This is a genomic window from Micromonospora luteifusca (genome assembly GCF_016907275.1).
Classification (GTDB): Bacteria; Actinomycetota; Actinomycetes; order Mycobacteriales; family Micromonosporaceae; genus Micromonospora; species Micromonospora luteifusca.
Map to the genome: position 1 here is coordinate 6146208 of NZ_JAFBBP010000001.1, position 15060 is coordinate 6161267.

General features: G+C 70.3%; 16 protein-coding genes. 10 read left to right on the top strand and 6 right to left on the bottom strand.

Annotated features, from left to right (window positions below; genetic code table 11):
* Position 1 precedes the first annotated feature (1 nt).
* From JOD64_RS27765 to JOD64_RS33865, 3 genes are all read left to right on the top strand, one after another.
* Complete coding sequence (locus tag JOD64_RS27765) at positions 2–121, top strand: SapB/AmfS family lanthipeptide (protein ID WP_120569348.1); 120 nt, start codon at positions 2–4, stop codon at positions 119–121.
* A gap of 72 nt (positions 122–193) precedes the next feature.
* The gene (locus tag JOD64_RS27770) at positions 194–1921 is read left to right on the top strand and encodes an ABC transporter ATP-binding protein (RefSeq protein ID WP_204944944.1); all 1728 of its coding nucleotides are present in this window, start codon (positions 194–196) and stop codon (positions 1919–1921) included.
* Positions 1918–3696 (top strand): ATP-binding cassette domain-containing protein, encoded by a 1779-nt coding sequence (locus tag JOD64_RS33865; protein ID WP_204944945.1) that lies wholly within the window; start codon positions 1918–1920, stop codon positions 3694–3696. The genes JOD64_RS27770 and JOD64_RS33865 overlap by 4 nt, the downstream gene beginning before the upstream one ends.
* A gap of 30 nt (positions 3697–3726) precedes the next feature.
* Here JOD64_RS33865 and JOD64_RS27780 read toward each other — a convergent pair whose 3' ends face one another.
* The 3 genes from JOD64_RS27780 to JOD64_RS27790 all read right to left on the bottom strand — a co-directional run bounded on the left by JOD64_RS27780 (position 3727) and on the right by JOD64_RS27790 (position 5860).
* A complete protein-coding gene (locus tag JOD64_RS27780; protein ID WP_204944946.1) occupies positions 3727–4311 on the bottom strand; it encodes a response regulator transcription factor in 585 nt (194 codons plus the stop codon).
* Positions 4312–4432: 121 nt separating this feature from the next.
* Positions 4433–5038 (bottom strand): response regulator transcription factor, encoded by a 606-nt coding sequence (locus tag JOD64_RS33870; RefSeq protein WP_307813727.1) that lies wholly within the window; start codon positions 5036–5038, stop codon positions 4433–4435.
* Between the two features lie 201 nt (positions 5039–5239).
* A complete protein-coding gene (locus tag JOD64_RS27790) occupies positions 5240–5860 on the bottom strand; it encodes a hypothetical protein (protein ID WP_204944948.1) in 621 nt (206 codons plus the stop codon).
* A gap of 282 nt (positions 5861–6142) precedes the next feature.
* On the opposite strand from JOD64_RS27790, the gene JOD64_RS27795 reads away from it, so the two are divergent.
* From JOD64_RS27795 to JOD64_RS27805, 3 genes are all read left to right on the top strand, one after another.
* Complete coding sequence (locus JOD64_RS27795; protein ID WP_204944949.1) at positions 6143–6487, top strand: hypothetical protein; 345 nt, start codon at positions 6143–6145, stop codon at positions 6485–6487.
* Positions 6488–6623: 136 nt separating this feature from the next.
* The gene (locus JOD64_RS27800) at positions 6624–7796 is read left to right on the top strand and encodes a DUF4241 domain-containing protein (protein WP_204944950.1); all 1173 of its coding nucleotides are present in this window, start codon (positions 6624–6626) and stop codon (positions 7794–7796) included.
* A 118-nt stretch (positions 7797–7914) separates the two neighbouring features.
* Positions 7915–8655 carry a hypothetical protein gene (locus JOD64_RS27805; protein ID WP_204944951.1) on the top strand — a complete coding sequence of 247 codons (741 nt, stop codon included), beginning with the start codon at positions 7915–7917 and terminating at the stop codon, positions 8653–8655.
* An 83-nt stretch (positions 8656–8738) separates the two neighbouring features.
* On the opposite strand, the gene JOD64_RS27810 is transcribed toward JOD64_RS27805, so the two are convergent.
* Positions 8739–9494 carry a formylglycine-generating enzyme family protein gene (locus JOD64_RS27810; protein WP_204944952.1) on the bottom strand — a complete coding sequence of 252 codons (756 nt, stop codon included), beginning with the start codon at positions 9492–9494 and terminating at the stop codon, positions 8739–8741.
* 404 nt (positions 9495–9898) lie between these two features.
* On the opposite strand from JOD64_RS27810, the gene JOD64_RS27815 reads away from it, so the two are divergent.
* From JOD64_RS27815 to JOD64_RS27830, 4 genes are all read left to right on the top strand, one after another.
* Complete coding sequence (locus tag JOD64_RS27815; protein ID WP_204944953.1) at positions 9899–10609, top strand: OBAP family protein; 711 nt, start codon at positions 9899–9901, stop codon at positions 10607–10609.
* A 140-nt stretch (positions 10610–10749) separates the two neighbouring features.
* A complete protein-coding gene (locus JOD64_RS27820) occupies positions 10750–10908 on the top strand; it encodes a hypothetical protein (protein ID WP_204944954.1) in 159 nt (52 codons plus the stop codon).
* A 226-nt stretch (positions 10909–11134) separates the two neighbouring features.
* The gene (locus tag JOD64_RS27825) at positions 11135–12370 is read left to right on the top strand and encodes a low temperature requirement protein A (RefSeq protein WP_204944955.1); all 1236 of its coding nucleotides are present in this window, start codon (positions 11135–11137) and stop codon (positions 12368–12370) included.
* Positions 12371–12748: 378 nt separating this feature from the next.
* On the top strand, positions 12749–13306 hold the full coding sequence (locus JOD64_RS27830; protein WP_204944956.1) for a hypothetical protein: 558 nt from the start codon (positions 12749–12751) through the stop codon (positions 13304–13306).
* A gap of 137 nt (positions 13307–13443) precedes the next feature.
* On the opposite strand, the gene JOD64_RS27835 is transcribed toward JOD64_RS27830, so the two are convergent.
* Together JOD64_RS27835 and JOD64_RS27840 are read right to left on the bottom strand one after the other, a co-directional pair.
* Positions 13444–14052, bottom strand: coding sequence for a TetR/AcrR family transcriptional regulator (locus JOD64_RS27835; protein WP_204944957.1), 609 nt, complete (start codon positions 14050–14052; stop codon positions 13444–13446).
* 406 nt (positions 14053–14458) lie between these two features.
* Positions 14459–15043, bottom strand: coding sequence for a DoxX family membrane protein (locus JOD64_RS27840; protein WP_204944958.1), 585 nt, complete (start codon positions 15041–15043; stop codon positions 14459–14461).
* Positions 15044–15060 lie beyond the last annotated feature (17 nt).

Here is a 15060-nt window from a genome sequence, read left to right on the forward strand (position 1 = left end):
CATGGCGCTTCTGGACCTCCAGGGCCTGGAGATGGCTCCGGCCGACCGCACGGGTGGCGGTAGCCGGGCGAGCCTGCTGCTCTGCGGCGACAGCTCGCTCTCCATCACGACCTGCAACTGATCCACACACACGTGGGGCCCTGGGTGGGTAGACGTACCCACCCAGGGCAACCGCGTACCAACGGGAGGACCGATGCCGACGTTCGCCAGGGGGGACAGGCTGCTCCGGCAGACGGTCTGGGCGGGCGGCGGCTGGACCGGGGGACTCGCGGCGGTCGCGCTGCTCGGCGCGGCCGCCGAACTGTTGCTACCCGCGGCCCTCGGCCGCGCCGTCGACGCCGCCCTCGCCGGCGGCTCCGGCTGGTGGGCGGTGTCCGCCTGCGGCCTGGTCGTCGTCCTCATCTGCGTCGACACCCTCACGGACCTGGCCAGCGGGTTCGGTGCGGCACGCGCCACCGCCGGGCTGCGCCGGCACCTGCTGCGTCACCTGTTCGCCCTGGACGTCCGCGCCACCCGCCGGCACCCGGTGGGTGATCTCGTCGGCCGGTTGGTCGGCCAGGCCGCCGACGCGGGACAGGCCGGCAACGCCGTGGTCCTGGCCATCGTGGCGGTGCTTCCACCGCTCGGCAGCGTCGTCGCGCTCACCATCATGGAACCGGTCCTCGGGGTCACCATGCTCGCCGGTCTCGTCCTGCTCGCCGTCCTCATGCGTGCCTTCGTGGCCGACGCCTCGGCCGCTACCACCGAATACCAGAGGGTGCTCGGCACCATCGCCGGCCGACTGCTGGAGTCGCTCACCGGTGCCCGGACCATCGCCGCCGCCGGCACCACCCGCCGCGAGGAGGACCGGGTGCTGGCGGCCCTGCCGGAGCTGGACCGGCACGGCCGGCGCGCCTGGGAACTGCTGGCCCGGGCGAGTGCGCGAACCTCGGCCGTGGCGCCGCTGCTGAACCTCAGCGTCATCGCGGTCGGCGGGTACGCCCTGACCACAGGCTGGCTCACGCCGGGCCAACTGGTCGCCGCGGTCCGGTACGCGGCCATGGGTGCCGGGCTCGGTGGAGTGCTCGCCACCCTGAACCATCTGGTCCGCAGCCGCGCGGGAGCACACCGGGTCGCCGAGTTGCTGACGCAGCCCGCCGCGCCGGCAGGCGATCGTCCCCTTCCACCCGGCGGCGGCGCCCTGCGGCTGCGCGGGGTGTGCGTGCACGCCGACGACGGCCGGACCATCCTGGACGGCATCGACCTGGACGTGCCGGCCGGCGCCACCGTGGCCGTCGTCGGAGCGTCCGGTGCCGGCAAATCGACCCTGGCTGCCGTGGCGGGACGGCTACACGACCCCGACGGCGGTGAGGTGCGACTGGACGGTGTGCCGCTGCGGGACCTCGACGGGGCGGCACTGCGCCGAGCCGTCGGCTACGCCTTCGACCGGCCGGTGCTGATCGGCGCGACGGTCCACGACGCGATCGGCTTGGCGCTGCCGGTCGACTCGGCGGTGCCGCCAACCGACGGTGGACCGGCCACGTCGGCGGTCCTCGGGGCGGCCCGCATGGCGGCGGTCGCCGACGTGATCGACCGTCTGCCCGACGGTTACCGCACCCCGCTGGTGGACACACCGCTCTCCGGGGGCGAGACCCAACGCCTCGGCCTGGCCCGCGCGTTCGCCGCCGAGCGGCTGCTCATCCTGGACGACGCGACATCCAGCCTCGACACCGCGACCGAACACCGGATCACCGAGGCGGTGGTCGGGCGGGCCGGGGAGCGTACCCGACTGGTGGTCACCCACCGGGCCGCGGCGGCCGCGTCGGCCGACCTCGTGGCCTGGCTGGACGGCGGTCGGCTGCGCGGCCTGGCGCCGCACCGGCGACTCTGGGCCGACCCGGACTACCGTGCCGTCTTCCAGCCGGCCGGCGGTGGGTCGTGAGCCGTCCCGGTGTACGCCGGGTGACCTGGCGGGCGCTCCGGGCCCGCCGGCGGGAGCTCGCCGGACTCGGCGGGTGGTCGCTTGTCGAGTCGCTGCCCGCGCTGCTCGCCGGCTATCTGGTCGCCCGCGCCGTCGACGACGGCTTCCTGGCCGGACGTCTCCTCGACGGCCTGGCCTGGTTGGGGGTCCTCGCCGTGGCCGTGCTGGTCGGGGCGGCGGCCACCGGTCGGACGTACCGGAGCCTCGGCGCCGTGGTCGAGCCGTTCCGCGACGATGTGGCCGCTCAGGTGGTCCGGGGTGCGCTACGTGCTGCCACCCGGGCGGGTGGACGCCCCGACAGCGCCGCCGTGACCCGGCTGACCCACCAGATGGAGATCGTCCGCGACACCTTCGCCGGTCTGCTGATGGTGACCCGCGGTTTCCTCTTCTCGGCTGGCGCGGCCCTGCTCGGCCTGCTCGCCCTGGCACCGGTGGTGGCGGCGCTGGCCGCCGCACCGCTGGTCGCCGGACTGGTCGTGTTTCTCGCCGCGCTGCCGGCGATGGTCACGCACCAGCGCGCCTACGTCCGGGCCGGTGAGCAGCTCGGCCAGTCGGCTGCGGCCGCGCTGGCCGGTCACCGCGACGTGCTGGCCTGCGGCGCCGAGACACGCGTGACGGCCGACGTGGAACGTTGGGTGTCGGCGCAGGCCGCCGCCGAACGCATGCTCGCCCGGATGGCGGCGATCCGCAGCCTCAGCCTCGGCATCGGCGGGTGGCTGCCGCTGCTGGTGCTGATGGTGACCGCCCCGTGGCTGGTCGAGCATGGTCTGACCGCCGGCGCGGTGCTGGGCGCGCTGATCTACGTCTCCACCGGGCTGCAACCCGCCCTGCACACCCTTGTGCAGGGCCTCGGCGGCGGCGGGCTGCGCTACGCGGTCACCCTGGAGAACATCCTGCGCACCTATCCGGTGTCCGACGACCGCCGCCCGTCAGCCCCCACCACCCGGCCGCCCCGTTCCCGGACTCCCACCGGTCTGTCCGGCCGTTCGCCAGCCGTCGAGGTCCGGGGACTGACCTTCGGCTACGGCCCGCGCGCCCGGCCCGTCCTGCAGAACTTCTCGCTGACACTGGCCGACCGGGACCATCTCGCCGTGGTGGGCCCCAGCGGTGCGGGCAAGTCCACGCTGGCCGCTCTGATCGCCGGTCTGCTGCCGCCGCAGGCAGGCACGGTCCAGTTGGCCGGCGCGACGGTCGCCGAGGTCGAGCCGGCCGTTCTCGCCCAGATGCGAGTGCTGGTGCCCCAGGAGGCGTACGTCTTCACCGGCAGTCTCGCCGACAACCTCCGCTACCTGCGGCCGGACGCCGACGACCACACGCTGGAGGTCGCCCTCGACACGCTCGGCGCGCGTCCCCTGGCGACCCGCCTGGGCGGCCTGGACGCGCCGATCGCGCCGGCCCTGCTCTCCGCCGGCGAGCGGCAGCTCATCGCGGCGGTCCGGGCCTGGTTGGCACCCGCCCCGCTGGTCGTCCTCGATGAGGCGACCTGTCACCTGGACCCGGCGCTGGAGGCGACGGTCGAGGCCGCCTTCGCCCGGCGGCCCGGCAGCCTCGTGGTGATCGCACACCGGATCAGTTCCGCGCTGCGGGCCGGCCGGGTGCTGGTCCTCGACGGCGACGAGCCCGTGGTGGGGACGCACGAACAGTTGCTGACCCGCTCGGCCACCTACCGGGTGCTCGTCGGCTGCTGGGACGACTCGGTGGTGCCGTCCGGGGCGGCGTCGGCGCGGCGGGGCTGAACCCCGCGCGCTCGAGCCCGACGGCGTCGGTCAGATCCAGCCTGCCTCGCCTGCCATCCGCACGGCCTCCACCCGGGTACGCGCGCCCACCTTGCGCGCGATCCGACCGAGGTGGTTGCGGACGGTGCCACGGGTGAGGCCGAGCGACACCGCCACCTCCGCGACCGGCGCCCCCGCCGCCGTCAGCCTCAACACCTCCGTCTCGCGGCTGGTCAGTGGGCCGTCCGAGCGCAGCGCCGCGACGACGAGATCCGCGTCGAGCACGGGCTCCCGCCGGGCGAGCCGACGGATCCCGTCGATGACCCGCTGGGGGGCGGCGTCGCTGCGCAGGATGCCGAGCGTCCTGGTCGGGCAGAGCATGCCCCGCAGTCGCCGGGCCCGACGCGGGTGGGCCAGCACCAGGACCGGGCACAGGCCGAGGTGGCCGGGATCGACTGCCTCGACGACATCGAGGTCGGCCACCACCACGTCCGGGCGTTGGGCGTGGACGGCTGCGGAGACCGCGTCGCCGCGATCCACCTCCGCCACGACACGGATGTCCTCCTCGGCGGCGAGGACGAACGACAGCGCGCCCAGAACCAGGGCGCCGTCCAAAGCGAGCAGGGTACGGATCACGATGAACCTTCCCGCACTCCGATAGTGATCACACAACGTCAACATTCAAACACGCCTGCGGGGGGTTCGCACGGCGACGGGGCGGGCCGGGACACATCCTCCGGACCCGCCCCCCAAACGGCTACAACCAGCCATTACGCTGTGCGCGCCACACCGCCTCCAGCCGGTTGCGAGCCCCGGTCTTGCGTAGGATCACCGACAGATGGTTGCGCACCGTCCCATGTGCCAGGTAGAGGCGGACGGCGATTTCCTTCAGGGGCAGACCCTCGGCCGCCATCCGCAACACGTCCATTTCCCGAGGCGTCAACGGGATCTCCGGAGGGCTCAGCACCGCCACCGCGGCGGCCGGGTCGATCGCCCGATCCCCGGCCGCGAGCGCGCGGATCGCCCGCACCAGCTCCGCCAGCGAGCTGTCCTTCCCGACCAGGCCGCGCGCGCCGGCCGCCAGCGCAGCCTCCACCAGGGCCGGGCTCCACCGAGGGCTCATCGCCAGCACAGCGGCGTGCGGCGCCTCGGCGCTGATCCTGGCGACCACCTCCACCGGATCGGGCAGCTCCGGCGTCAACGCCAGCACCACCACCTCAGGTCGGCACCGCCGGACCACCGTCAACAGCTCGCCGACACCCTCGACGTCGGCGACCACCTCCATGTCCTCCTCACGTGACAGCGCGGCGCAGAGCGCCCCGCGGAGCAAACCCATGTCCTCGGCGACGACAACGTGGATCACCACGTTTCTCCGATCTCAGGTACGCGTCACGACGGCCACCCATCCCGGAACATCCACGGGTTGGTTGAAGCGGTCGTGCGCGACAGGCGGATTGGCATCAGCCCGCAGCACCGTCACGGCGGACGGGCACGGGCACCGATCGACCAGGCCAGCGGTGGAACCGGCCACGCGGGCCAGCCACCCGGACTCGGTCGACCCGCCTCAGCCTGGGCGAGCGATCGCGGACGGAGTTCGGCTGTCGAACAGCGGCGGCACGAGATCGCAAAGCTGCCCAGCACCGACGGGCGACTGCCTGTCGACCGGCCAGACCAGCCCCGGCCCGGGCGTCGATCCATCGTCGACACCGGAGGCATCCTGGTCGACGGGGGCGACGGGCCGGCCCGGAAGGTCAGCCCTCGCGACCACCGACCCTGGGCGTGCGGCGAGGTGTTCCGTCGAGGCCGTGGGACGTGCGGGCCCGACGACGGACATCAGCGGCGGTGGCGCGGGCGGGATCGGTAGCGCTGCGGCGCGTACGGGCACCACCGCCGAATCCGCCGACAGCGTCGGCACTGTCGGTACAGGTGCCGAATCGGTCACCGGCACGGCGGCCGGCCCGAGCGCTGGGGGAGCAGGCGGTGGAGGTGCCGCCGCCGGGACGATCACCGCGCCGAGAGCGGGTGGTAGAACGGCGTCGGCGACACAGAGGAGCGCCTTGGCGATGGGCCGGATCGCCACCGCGCTCACGGTGTCGACGACGTACGGCAGCGGGGCGGTGATCAGGGCCGCCAGCCGGTAACTGTCGGTGGCGAGCACCGCAGGCAGATCGGCCAGCGGGTGCACCGCGGGTGGGTCGGGCGCGGCGGTGGCTGACTGTCGCGGTGGATCAGCGGCCGGCCGCGGCGGGTCGGCACGGTGAGCTGGACGATGAGCCGCGCGAGCCACGGAGGCCGGCCCGAGTCTTTCGCGCTTCGCCGCTCCGGGTGGGACGGATGCGCCGACCCGGGGCAGCGGCACGGACACGGGCGACGCACTCGCCGACCGTCGAGGCCCGGTCGCGGGTGTCGCTTCGCGGGGGGTGACGACGCCACCGGTGATCCCTGCCAGCGGTGCGAGGGGCCTGTCGTGGCGGCGGTCGTCGGCGCCCGCGGCTTGCTGGCGCTCATGGCTGGGGTGCTCTACGACCGTGATGAGCCGCGCGACCGGCTCGACCAGCCCGCCGATCCGCCGATGAGGTTCTTCGCCGGACCCGCTGCGCATCCCGTCTGCGGCGGCCGGCCCCTGAAACAGAGCGGCCACGACGAAACCGGCTCCGACGGCGAGCGCGATCAGCACCACCCGCCGCGCGAGTCTGCGCAACCGGTCGGCCACAAGTGGCGCGGATCGGCCCGGCGCAGACATCGGCGCGGTTCCGATGACGGGACTTCGCACGCGGGCACCACCCCTTCCCTCTGGCTTGCTGACCCATAGTAGCGGCGTGCTCACGTAGCCGCATCCGGTGATGTGCACGCTCGTCAATACCCCCGTCACGCGGTCTCCCACCCGGGACGGACCCGACAGGCCGCCCGATCTTGAGGGAGACGTGGCGGTAGGTAGGGTCACCGCCGTGCTGGCGAGACTTGAGGCTGTCTACTGCGACGGCTGGGACGCCGGTGTGGTCAACCCGTTGACCGCGGCCACTGCGAAAGCACGCGACGCGGTGGGCGAGCCGTACACCGTTTTGTTCTTGCTCAACGGTCGGCTGCGTGCGGCGATGGACCTGTCCTGGTGCGATGGGTACTGCCGGATAACTCGATTCGACGCCGCCGACAGGACGTTGTCCATGCATCTGCTGCGCGGCACCGGCGACGGCGATCTGTTTCTGCGCGAAGCCCGCACCTGGGACGGCCCAGCCGACGCGGGCAGGTACGAGTATCCGCACGTTGCGACCAGGACGACCACGACGTACAGCGTCTCCGGAACGCGCACCGACATCGTGGAGCCGCACGGAGACCGGGGTGTCAGGCAGGAGTCGACTTCGGAGCAGAGACCACCTCGGCTGCCCATTCCGGCGTTCGGTCAGTGGCACGAGCTGTTACGCCTCGCCAAGGAGGCCACCAGTGAGGTTGTCGACGCCGTCCACCACGAGTTGCCGGTATCCGTGGAGTCGAGCGCGCCGTGGCGACCACCCCGACCCCTGAAGCCGGACGGTATCGAGGAGCTGTTCGTTCCTGGCACCATCGTCGAGATCCACGACAAGCGGCTTCAACTGTCGGTTCATGAGGCGGGGGAGCTTCGCCTGACCTCGGGCCGTTTAGTGGCGGCTGACCCGTCGTCGCTGGAGTTCGACGCCGAGCCGTTCACCGTCACCGTGCCACCCGGCACGTACCCGGTCTCGATCAGCCTTGCCACCTTCCTCGACGACCCACGCCACAGCCGAGTGTGTGCCGCCCGCCTTGCTGTCGACGACCGGCCCACCGTGCGGTGGGAGTTGGCCTTGCGTGATGGCCAGGAAATCATCGATCTGGGCAATCGGCAGTTCTTCGGGTTCGGCGTGGACGCGGGCATGGCCTGCTTCGTCGATGCGGACGCCAGCGAGCGGATGAAGGACGTCTGGCTGACCCTCGACGGCTTGGTTGATCCCCGGCATCGCACGATTGACTCCGGGGAGATGGTCGCGTGGTCCAGCGGTTGGGGCGACGGCGCCTACCCGACCTGGATCGGCTACGACGCTGGCGGAAGCGTGACCTGCTTTGTCGCGGACATGCTGCTGTTTCCCACCGATCACGACGACGACTGAGCTGGGAGGATTCGTGAGCCGGCCCCACCCAGAACGCCATACCCAGCGCTCAGGTCGGCCGTGACCAGGGCCAGGCCAGGTGCCCTGTGACGGGTCGGCCGGGGTGGATGATGGGCGGATGGAGGGACGAGCGTACCTGGAGAAGTACGTTGCCGATCGACTGGCCGCCGGTCAGGGTCAGCCGCCGGAAGGGCGTCGCCTGACGTTGGACCGTTCGGAGGTCCGCGGAGTGGCGATCGGGTTGGTGGCGGCCGGTGCCCTGGCTCAGGAGGAGATGGAACGCATCCTCGCCGACCTGGATCAGGAGCTGGAGCGACGTGGCTGGTCGACCCGCGTGGAGACGCGCGTGGAGACGCGCGTGTCGGCCGAGGCTGGCCTATCGCCCGTTCAAGGGGCGCCTCTGTCGGTCGAGGCCCGGCAACAGTTGGTGTTACGGCACGCTCGTGAACGCACGCAGTGGCAGGAGCCGGTTGGGGGCCCTGCGCAGTTGCGGGAGGTCATCTCGCTGGCCGGTCGCACGCCGATGCTTGAAGCGGTGCCCGCCACTCTGGTCAGCCTGGAACGCTGGTCGACGATGGTCGTGGTGCGGCTGGCGTATGCCGGCACCGGCACCCGCGATCCGGGTTCGCTGGACAGCATTCAAGTCCGCATGAAGCGGTGGCGCGGGTGGGACGATGCGGGAACTCAGTATCGGTACCGCAGCGGCAGCGTGGAACGGCGCGGAGGGCTATTCATGGAAACCGTGGTCTTCGAACCCGGCGCTCCGGACGAGGCGCGCACGCTGACGCTGGCGTTTGACCATGACGGCGGGCCCGAACGTTTCACAGTTGCCCTCGGCGGCAGGACAACGCCAGCCTGAACGGGATCACCAGCGGTTCCCGACCAGCCGAAAGGGCTGTTCAGGGAAGCCGCTGAGGGTATGAGGGACGGGTTGGACCACCCTCAGCGGGGTGGCAGTGATGCGACTGGGCGTACCGCCGTGAAACTCGCGTGCTCGTACCGGGTGGCCGACAGCAGCAGCAGCCACTCATCGCAGCCCTGCCAGGGATACAGGTCGGCGGCTCCACCACGTACGACCCGAGGTCCGTCACCAATCCGTGGTCGCGCGTCTGCCGGCGCCCCGTCGAAGCCGGAGATCCACACATCCGCGCAGAGTTCGTTCGCCGACCCCATCGCCACCAGGCCGAGGGCGTTCTCCCCGACGGCCGTCCGCGTCTCATCGCCGAAGTCGTCGAGAAGCTGATCCTCCCCGGGTTTCCCATCACCGCGGAAGGTCAGCGTGGTGGTGCCGGCCCGGGCCGCGTATTCCCACTGCGCCTCGCTGGGCAGCTCGAACGGCATCAGCTTGAGGAGGTCGGCCAGGTCGCCTTCGAGCCGGGCCGTGCCGGTGTCCGACTCGGCGTAGTCGTCTTCGTATTCGGGCAGCCAATGCCGGACCTGCGCCACGGTCAGCGGGTGCCGGGCGATCAAAAACGGCTCGACCCGCACCTCGCGTACCGGCTGGGCGTCCCCGGCCCCGTTGAGGAACGGCTCGATGGTGTCCTCGACCCCACCGCTGCGCTCGATGGCGCGCACCGCGTCCAGCTCCGCCTCGGACAGGCCCATCCGAAACGTACCGCCCGGAACCTCCCGGAACACGACCCCCGACGATATGTGCCGCCATGCCGGGCGCCCGGCCACGATCTCCTCGGTCCACATGGCGGCGAACGCTAGCAGCCCGGCCGTTGCTCCCGATCACCCGTCAGTTCCCGCCCAAATCAACTGCTGGTGAAGCTGCGGAGCGGAAGCTGCCGACACCCGAACAGTCCTGGCTGGTTGTGTCCGTGAGTCAGCGGCCCACTTTCCGCCCCATCCGTTGGTGAGATCATCTCGGCGCCACGACGTTGAAGGCTTTCGGCAGGGTGGACCGAAATCGACCGTGGCTGGACCTCACAACAGTCTCCGCGCACGGCCCGGGTCCGCTTCGGGTGAGCGACACGATGCATGTCCGGCCCGGGAAGAGGGAACACCCGAAGCGGAGCAACACCCCAAAGCGCGAAAGCTGATCTTCAGCCCGCCCAGCGTGGCCTGAAGACGACATGATCCTGGCGAAGGAGTGATCGATGGAACGGCGCCCAAGCCCGGTACGACCGCCGGGAGAGTCGACCAGCCTGTGGCACCAGGGGCTGTCCCTCGGCTCCAAGGCCCTCCAGGACGCGACGCCCCTGAAGGGCTTCGATGCGTACGTCGTCGGGTTCCACCCGGCGAAGGACGACCCGTCGATGCAGATGGAGGCGCATCACTACTGCCGTCAGGTCAACGACGACTTCCTGCAGTGCGTGCTGTTCGACGGCAACACGGCCGAGGCCAACCTCATCGGCGTTGAATACATCGTCTCCGAACGGCTGTACGGCACGCTGCCCGAGGCCGAACGCGGGTACTGGCACCCGCACAACTTCGAGGTGCTCGGCGGCTCGCTGATAGCACCGGGGCTGCCGGAGCCCGCCGAGCGGGCGCTGATGGCAATGTTGATGAACAGCTACGGCAAGACCTGGCACACCTGGCACACCGGCCGCCTTGATACGGGCCCAGGGGACACGCTGCCGTTGGGCGAGCCGATGCTGATGTGGTCGTTCAACCGCGATGGCCAGTGTGACCCAGCCCTGGAGCAGCACCGCGACCAGGCCATGGACGTCGACCGCGCCAAGAAGCGAGCCTCGCGGTCGGAACTGGTCGAGCGCGCCCATCCCCAGGACGGGGTGGCGCTGCTCGACGACGCATTCCCGGACAGCACCCCGATCCCCGGTGCGGTGGATCGGAGCACCGGGCGGTAGTCCACTGCTCGATCTGCTCGCATCCGCAACGTCCGACAAGCTGCCGGGGTCAGCGCCGGCTGAGGCCGTTTACACCCCCTACCGGCGGGAAAGCGATCGATGAAGGCGGTGCGGAGCCAGCGCTTTACGGGGAGGGCGAGATGGGTGACCGGGATAAGCTACACGATCTTCGCCAGCAGGCCCACGACGCAGGCATCGAGGGCAACTCAAAGATGACCGAGGAACAGTTGCGCGAGGCACTGCGCAAGGTCGGCAAGGGCGAGCGGCCCGAGATGGCCAAGCACAACGCCAAGCGATGACGAGTGCGGCGGTGCCGGCACCCTCTCGGGTGCCGGCACCGCCCGTGCTCACAGCCAATGCTGGCCAGCAGGGAACCACCATGCGGTACGACCGAGTTCGTTAGAGCCGCGACCGGCACCCCAGCTGTTCGATTGTCGTCGGCATGTGCAATCTGGAATGCCGCCACTGACGCAACTCCTTCCGCCGCCGCCTCGTTGGTGTGACGAGGGAGGGCGGAGGCGGACGATGGCGGCGGGGCGAGGTGCCGGGCTGCTGCGCCCTCCAATGAGTTCGGGCCGTGCCACGTTCCTGGAGCTCTTTTTCGATCTGGCCTTCGTCGTGGCCCTCAGCCGGGTCTCGCAACGATTCGCCGCTCTCGGCGATGACACCGGCTGGGCGCTCGTCACGGGGTTCGGGCGTACCCTGCTGCTCTTCTTGGCGCTCTGGTTGATCTGGTCGCACACCGCCTGGATCACCAGTCGTTACGAACCGGAGCAGCCGGTCATTCAGGCCGTCGTGGTCGCCACCATGTTCGCCGGCCTGGTCATGGCGGTGACGCTGCCACGCGCCATGGAGGAGCGAGCACTGCCGTTCACGGCCGCGTACCTGATGGTGATGGTGGTGCGGCCGCTGGTGGTCGCCGCCGCGCTGCGTGGCCATCCACGACGGCTGGTGCCGTTCCGGCTTGCCGTGTGGGCCTCGGCGAGCGCGCCGCTGTGGTTGGCCGGCGCGTTGGGTCCGGACCACCTCCGCCTGCCGCTGTGGGTTGCCGCCCTGGCTGTCGACTACGTCGCCTGGGCCCTGGGCTGGCCGCTGCCGTGGCTCGGGGTCGCGAAAGTAGGTCGGTGGCGGATCGCTGGGACGCACCTTGCGGACCGTTATCAGCAGATGTTTCTCATCGCACTCGGTGAGTCGATCCTGGTCATCGGGGTGGTCTTCGGCGGCGCGGACTACTCCGCGGAGCGGGCCGCCGCCTTCGCGATCGCGTTCGCCACCAGCGCGCTGCTCTGGCGGATCTACTTCTACCGTGCCGGTCTGCTGCTGACGAAGGCGTTCGACCGGGCGGGCATGCCGGGCCGGCTGGGCGCGGCGTCAGAACGGACCCACCTGTTGATCGTGCTCAGCGTGCTCGTCACCTCGGTCGGCTACGAACTGGTGATCGATGAACCGTTCGGCCAGCCGCGGCCCAGTTGGTTGCTGTTCGTGGTGGGCGGTCCGATGCTCTTTCTCGTCGCCCGGATGCGGCTGGAGTGGGAGATCTTCGGCCAGGTCTCTCGGTCCCAGATCATCGGCTTGGCCGCCCTGCTGCTGTTCACGCCGGCGTTGGCTCGCTGGGCGCCGATGGTCGGGCTGAGCGTGGTGGCCGGAGTGCTGGCCTTGGTCCCACTGATCGACGGGTTGCGAAGGCGGAGACAGCCGCAGGAGGTTTCGGTTTCACCCACCCGACCGGAGACGTCCGGAGATCGCGACTCCGAGGCGTGACGCGGCGGTCCTGCGTAGCTATGTCAGCTTGGCGTGGGCCGCTCGCCGAAGGGCCGGCCGGCACCGCCCGCTTCGCGGGTCTGCCTCGGGTGAAAAACGCTCAACGTCATCCGTGACGAACTCGCCCTGGTCGTCGAACAGTGCTCGGCCGCGATCAACCGTTCCGCCGTGGGATCGGGCGGCGAGACACGGACCGCGCGTTGATGTCGAATCGGCCCTTCTTTCACGCGTGGTGGCGAGCGCCGCCGCGCCTCCCAAGCCATCACCACAAGGGTGGATAGAACGGTCGGTCTTGACGGTGGGGGCCGGCGTCAGTACGGTTCCTGGGGGCAGAACGTTCGTTCTGCTTAGCGCTCCGGAATCACCCAAAGGATGACCATGAACACCGTTGCCGTTCCCGGCGTTTCGACGACGGCCGCTGCCCTGCGGCGGTTGTACTTCGGTCGCTTCGCCTTCGCGATCGTCTGGGCTGCCGTGACGTTTCCCCTCGCCAAGCACCTCAACCCCCTCACCGCAGCGCTGCTCGTGATCTACCCGCTGTTCGACGTGGCCGCCGCCATCGTCGATGTCCGCGCGTCGCGGGCCACCGGATCGCCCACCCTGCTGTACGTGAACGTCGCGATCAGCCTGCTCGCCGCGGTCGGCCTGGGCGTCGCCGGCGCGTCCGGCATCCCAGCTGTTCTGCGCGTCTGGGGCGCCTGGGCGATCGTGGCCGGGCTGATTCAGCTGATCGTGGGCGTCACCCGCCGCAAGATGGGTGGCCAGTGGCCGATGATCATCAGCGGTGGCATCTCCGTAATCGCCGGTGGATCGTTCTTCGCGGCTGCCTCTGCGGACAACCCGGCGCTGACCAACGCGATCGGCTACGCCATCCCCGGTGCCATCTTCTTCCTCGTCGCGGCCATCCGCCTCGGCCGTGCCACCAAGGGAAACTGACGTGGAGAACGCCGACGTACGACGTCATTGTCATCGGCGCGCGGCCGGTGGGGGGAGAACGTCGCCGACCGCGCCGTGCCCGCGTACCCGACCAGCTGGTCGCTGGTGCCGTGGCTGAAGGGCGGTCGCGCAGAGGATTAACGGGCGGACTCGGCCGACTGACGCTCCGAGTTGATCCTGAGGAGGCCTTCGATACCACGCAGGAAGGTCTCGGACACCAGCGTGGGGTCGGCAAGGCATCCGGCCGCCATGGCACCGTCGCGGAGCATGACGAAGTGACGTGCAGCGGGCTCCGCCGTTCCTTCGTGGACCTGCGCCATGAGCATGGTGATGGTGTCCAGGAACCATTGCCGGTGGGCCATGAGTTCTTGGTGCACGGGATGATTCGTGTCGGGATACTCCGCTGCGGCGTTCAGGAACGCGCACCCACGGAACCCGGGGGACTGGATGTTCTGAGCGATGGAACCAGCGATGGCCAGGAGGGGATCGACCGGCGATCGGTTGGCGGCGATGGCCTCGTCGACCATGTCGCGCTCCATCTGATGTACCTCGCGCAGGTAGGCCAGGATGAGGTCGTCCTTGCTGGGAAAGTGCCGGTAGAAGGTAGCCCTGGTCACCTTCGCCTCGGCGATGATCTGGTCGACCCCAACGGAGTGAATGCCCTCGGCGTAAAAGATCCTGGTCGCCGTGCGGAGAAGCCTGAGTCGTGCCTCAGAGGGCCGGGAATCGGGTTCGTCGCGGGTCACCCCACCATCTTAGCGAATAGAACGTTCGGTCCGATCTGTGCGCGGTATTGGCTCCGACCTGGCAGCGGGCATCTACGAGTCGGCACTGACGTTTGGCCTCGCGCCCCCACTCAGCCGCGCGAGCCCTGCACGCTGCTGTCCGCCAGCTTCGCGACAACCTTCACCTGCCCATGGGAGTCTGGACACCATTCACCCACGCTGGCCCCTGACTCCGTCCTCGCAGGAGCGCCGTTGAGCGATCCACCGGCACCGCTGCCCTTTCGCCGGGCTTGCAAGCGCCTCGACGGCGACCACTGCCTCGTCATAAGCCTTGGCCGGGTCGGGGCGCCGTCCGTAGCCGGTGGCCGTCGGTGCGCACAGCGATGCCCGGCCGGTCGTCAACCGGCCGGGCCGCGAGGGTGCTGGTTTACACGAGCCAGCGGTACTTCTGGACGATTGGCAGTTTGGTCCACCAGCGGCCGAGGCCCCAAGTGTGGCCAGCGTAGGTCAGGGCAAGCACGACGGCACCGACCGCGTAGATGAAGTGGTAATCGGTGATCGGGTTGGTCGATCCGCTCGGCTCGCCGATGCTGGTGTGCTGGGCGAGCGGATACTCGGCCAACCACATCATGACCATCATCAGGACGGCGGCCCCGGCGGCGATCCGCAGGCCGACCCCGGCGATCAGGGCGATGCCGATGCCAAGCAGGCCGAGCATGAAGGCCCAGTTGGCGAAGGTGGTGCCGGCGAGGCTGTGGAAGGTGCCTTCGAGCGGGCCGACGTTGATACTTGACAGGAACCCCTTGGTGGGCGAGCCGCCATTGATCCACGCCTTGGCGGACGGGGTCGAATAGCCGAGGCCGAAGGTCTTGTCGGCAAACGCCCACATGAAGACGAATCCGGTGGAGATCCGCAAGGCGGCGAGCGCACGAGCGGCAGCCTTGGTGAGCATGAAGCCGGGTGCCTCGACCTGCTCGAGGTGAGCCACCGTGTTCTGGCCGATCGATGTCATCGCGTCCTCCTCAGTCG

Bases quoted from the DNA above. Each gene is read 5' to 3' on its own strand.
- JOD64_RS27825 (WP_204944955.1), top strand. From the start codon at position 11,135: ATGGCGGCGGGGCGAGGTGCCGGGCTGCTGCGCCCTCCAATGAGTTCG.
- JOD64_RS27830 (WP_204944956.1), top strand. From the start codon at position 12,749: ATGAACACCGTTGCCGTTCCCGGCGTTTCGACGACGGCCGCTGCCCTG.
- JOD64_RS27805 (WP_204944951.1), top strand. From the start codon at position 7,915: ATGGAGGGACGAGCGTACCTGGAGAAGTACGTTGCCGATCGACTGGCC.
- JOD64_RS27840 (WP_204944958.1), bottom strand. From the start codon at position 15,043: ATGACATCGATCGGCCAGAACACGGTGGCTCACCTCGAGCAGGTCGAG.
- JOD64_RS27765 (WP_120569348.1), top strand. From the start codon at position 2: ATGGCGCTTCTGGACCTCCAGGGCCTGGAGATGGCTCCGGCCGACCGC.
- JOD64_RS27810 (WP_204944952.1), bottom strand. From the start codon at position 9,494: ATGTGGACCGAGGAGATCGTGGCCGGGCGCCCGGCATGGCGGCACATA.
- JOD64_RS27820 (WP_204944954.1), top strand. From the start codon at position 10,750: ATGGGTGACCGGGATAAGCTACACGATCTTCGCCAGCAGGCCCACGAC.
- JOD64_RS27770 (WP_204944944.1), top strand. From the start codon at position 194: ATGCCGACGTTCGCCAGGGGGGACAGGCTGCTCCGGCAGACGGTCTGG.
- JOD64_RS27815 (WP_204944953.1), top strand. From the start codon at position 9,899: ATGGAACGGCGCCCAAGCCCGGTACGACCGCCGGGAGAGTCGACCAGC.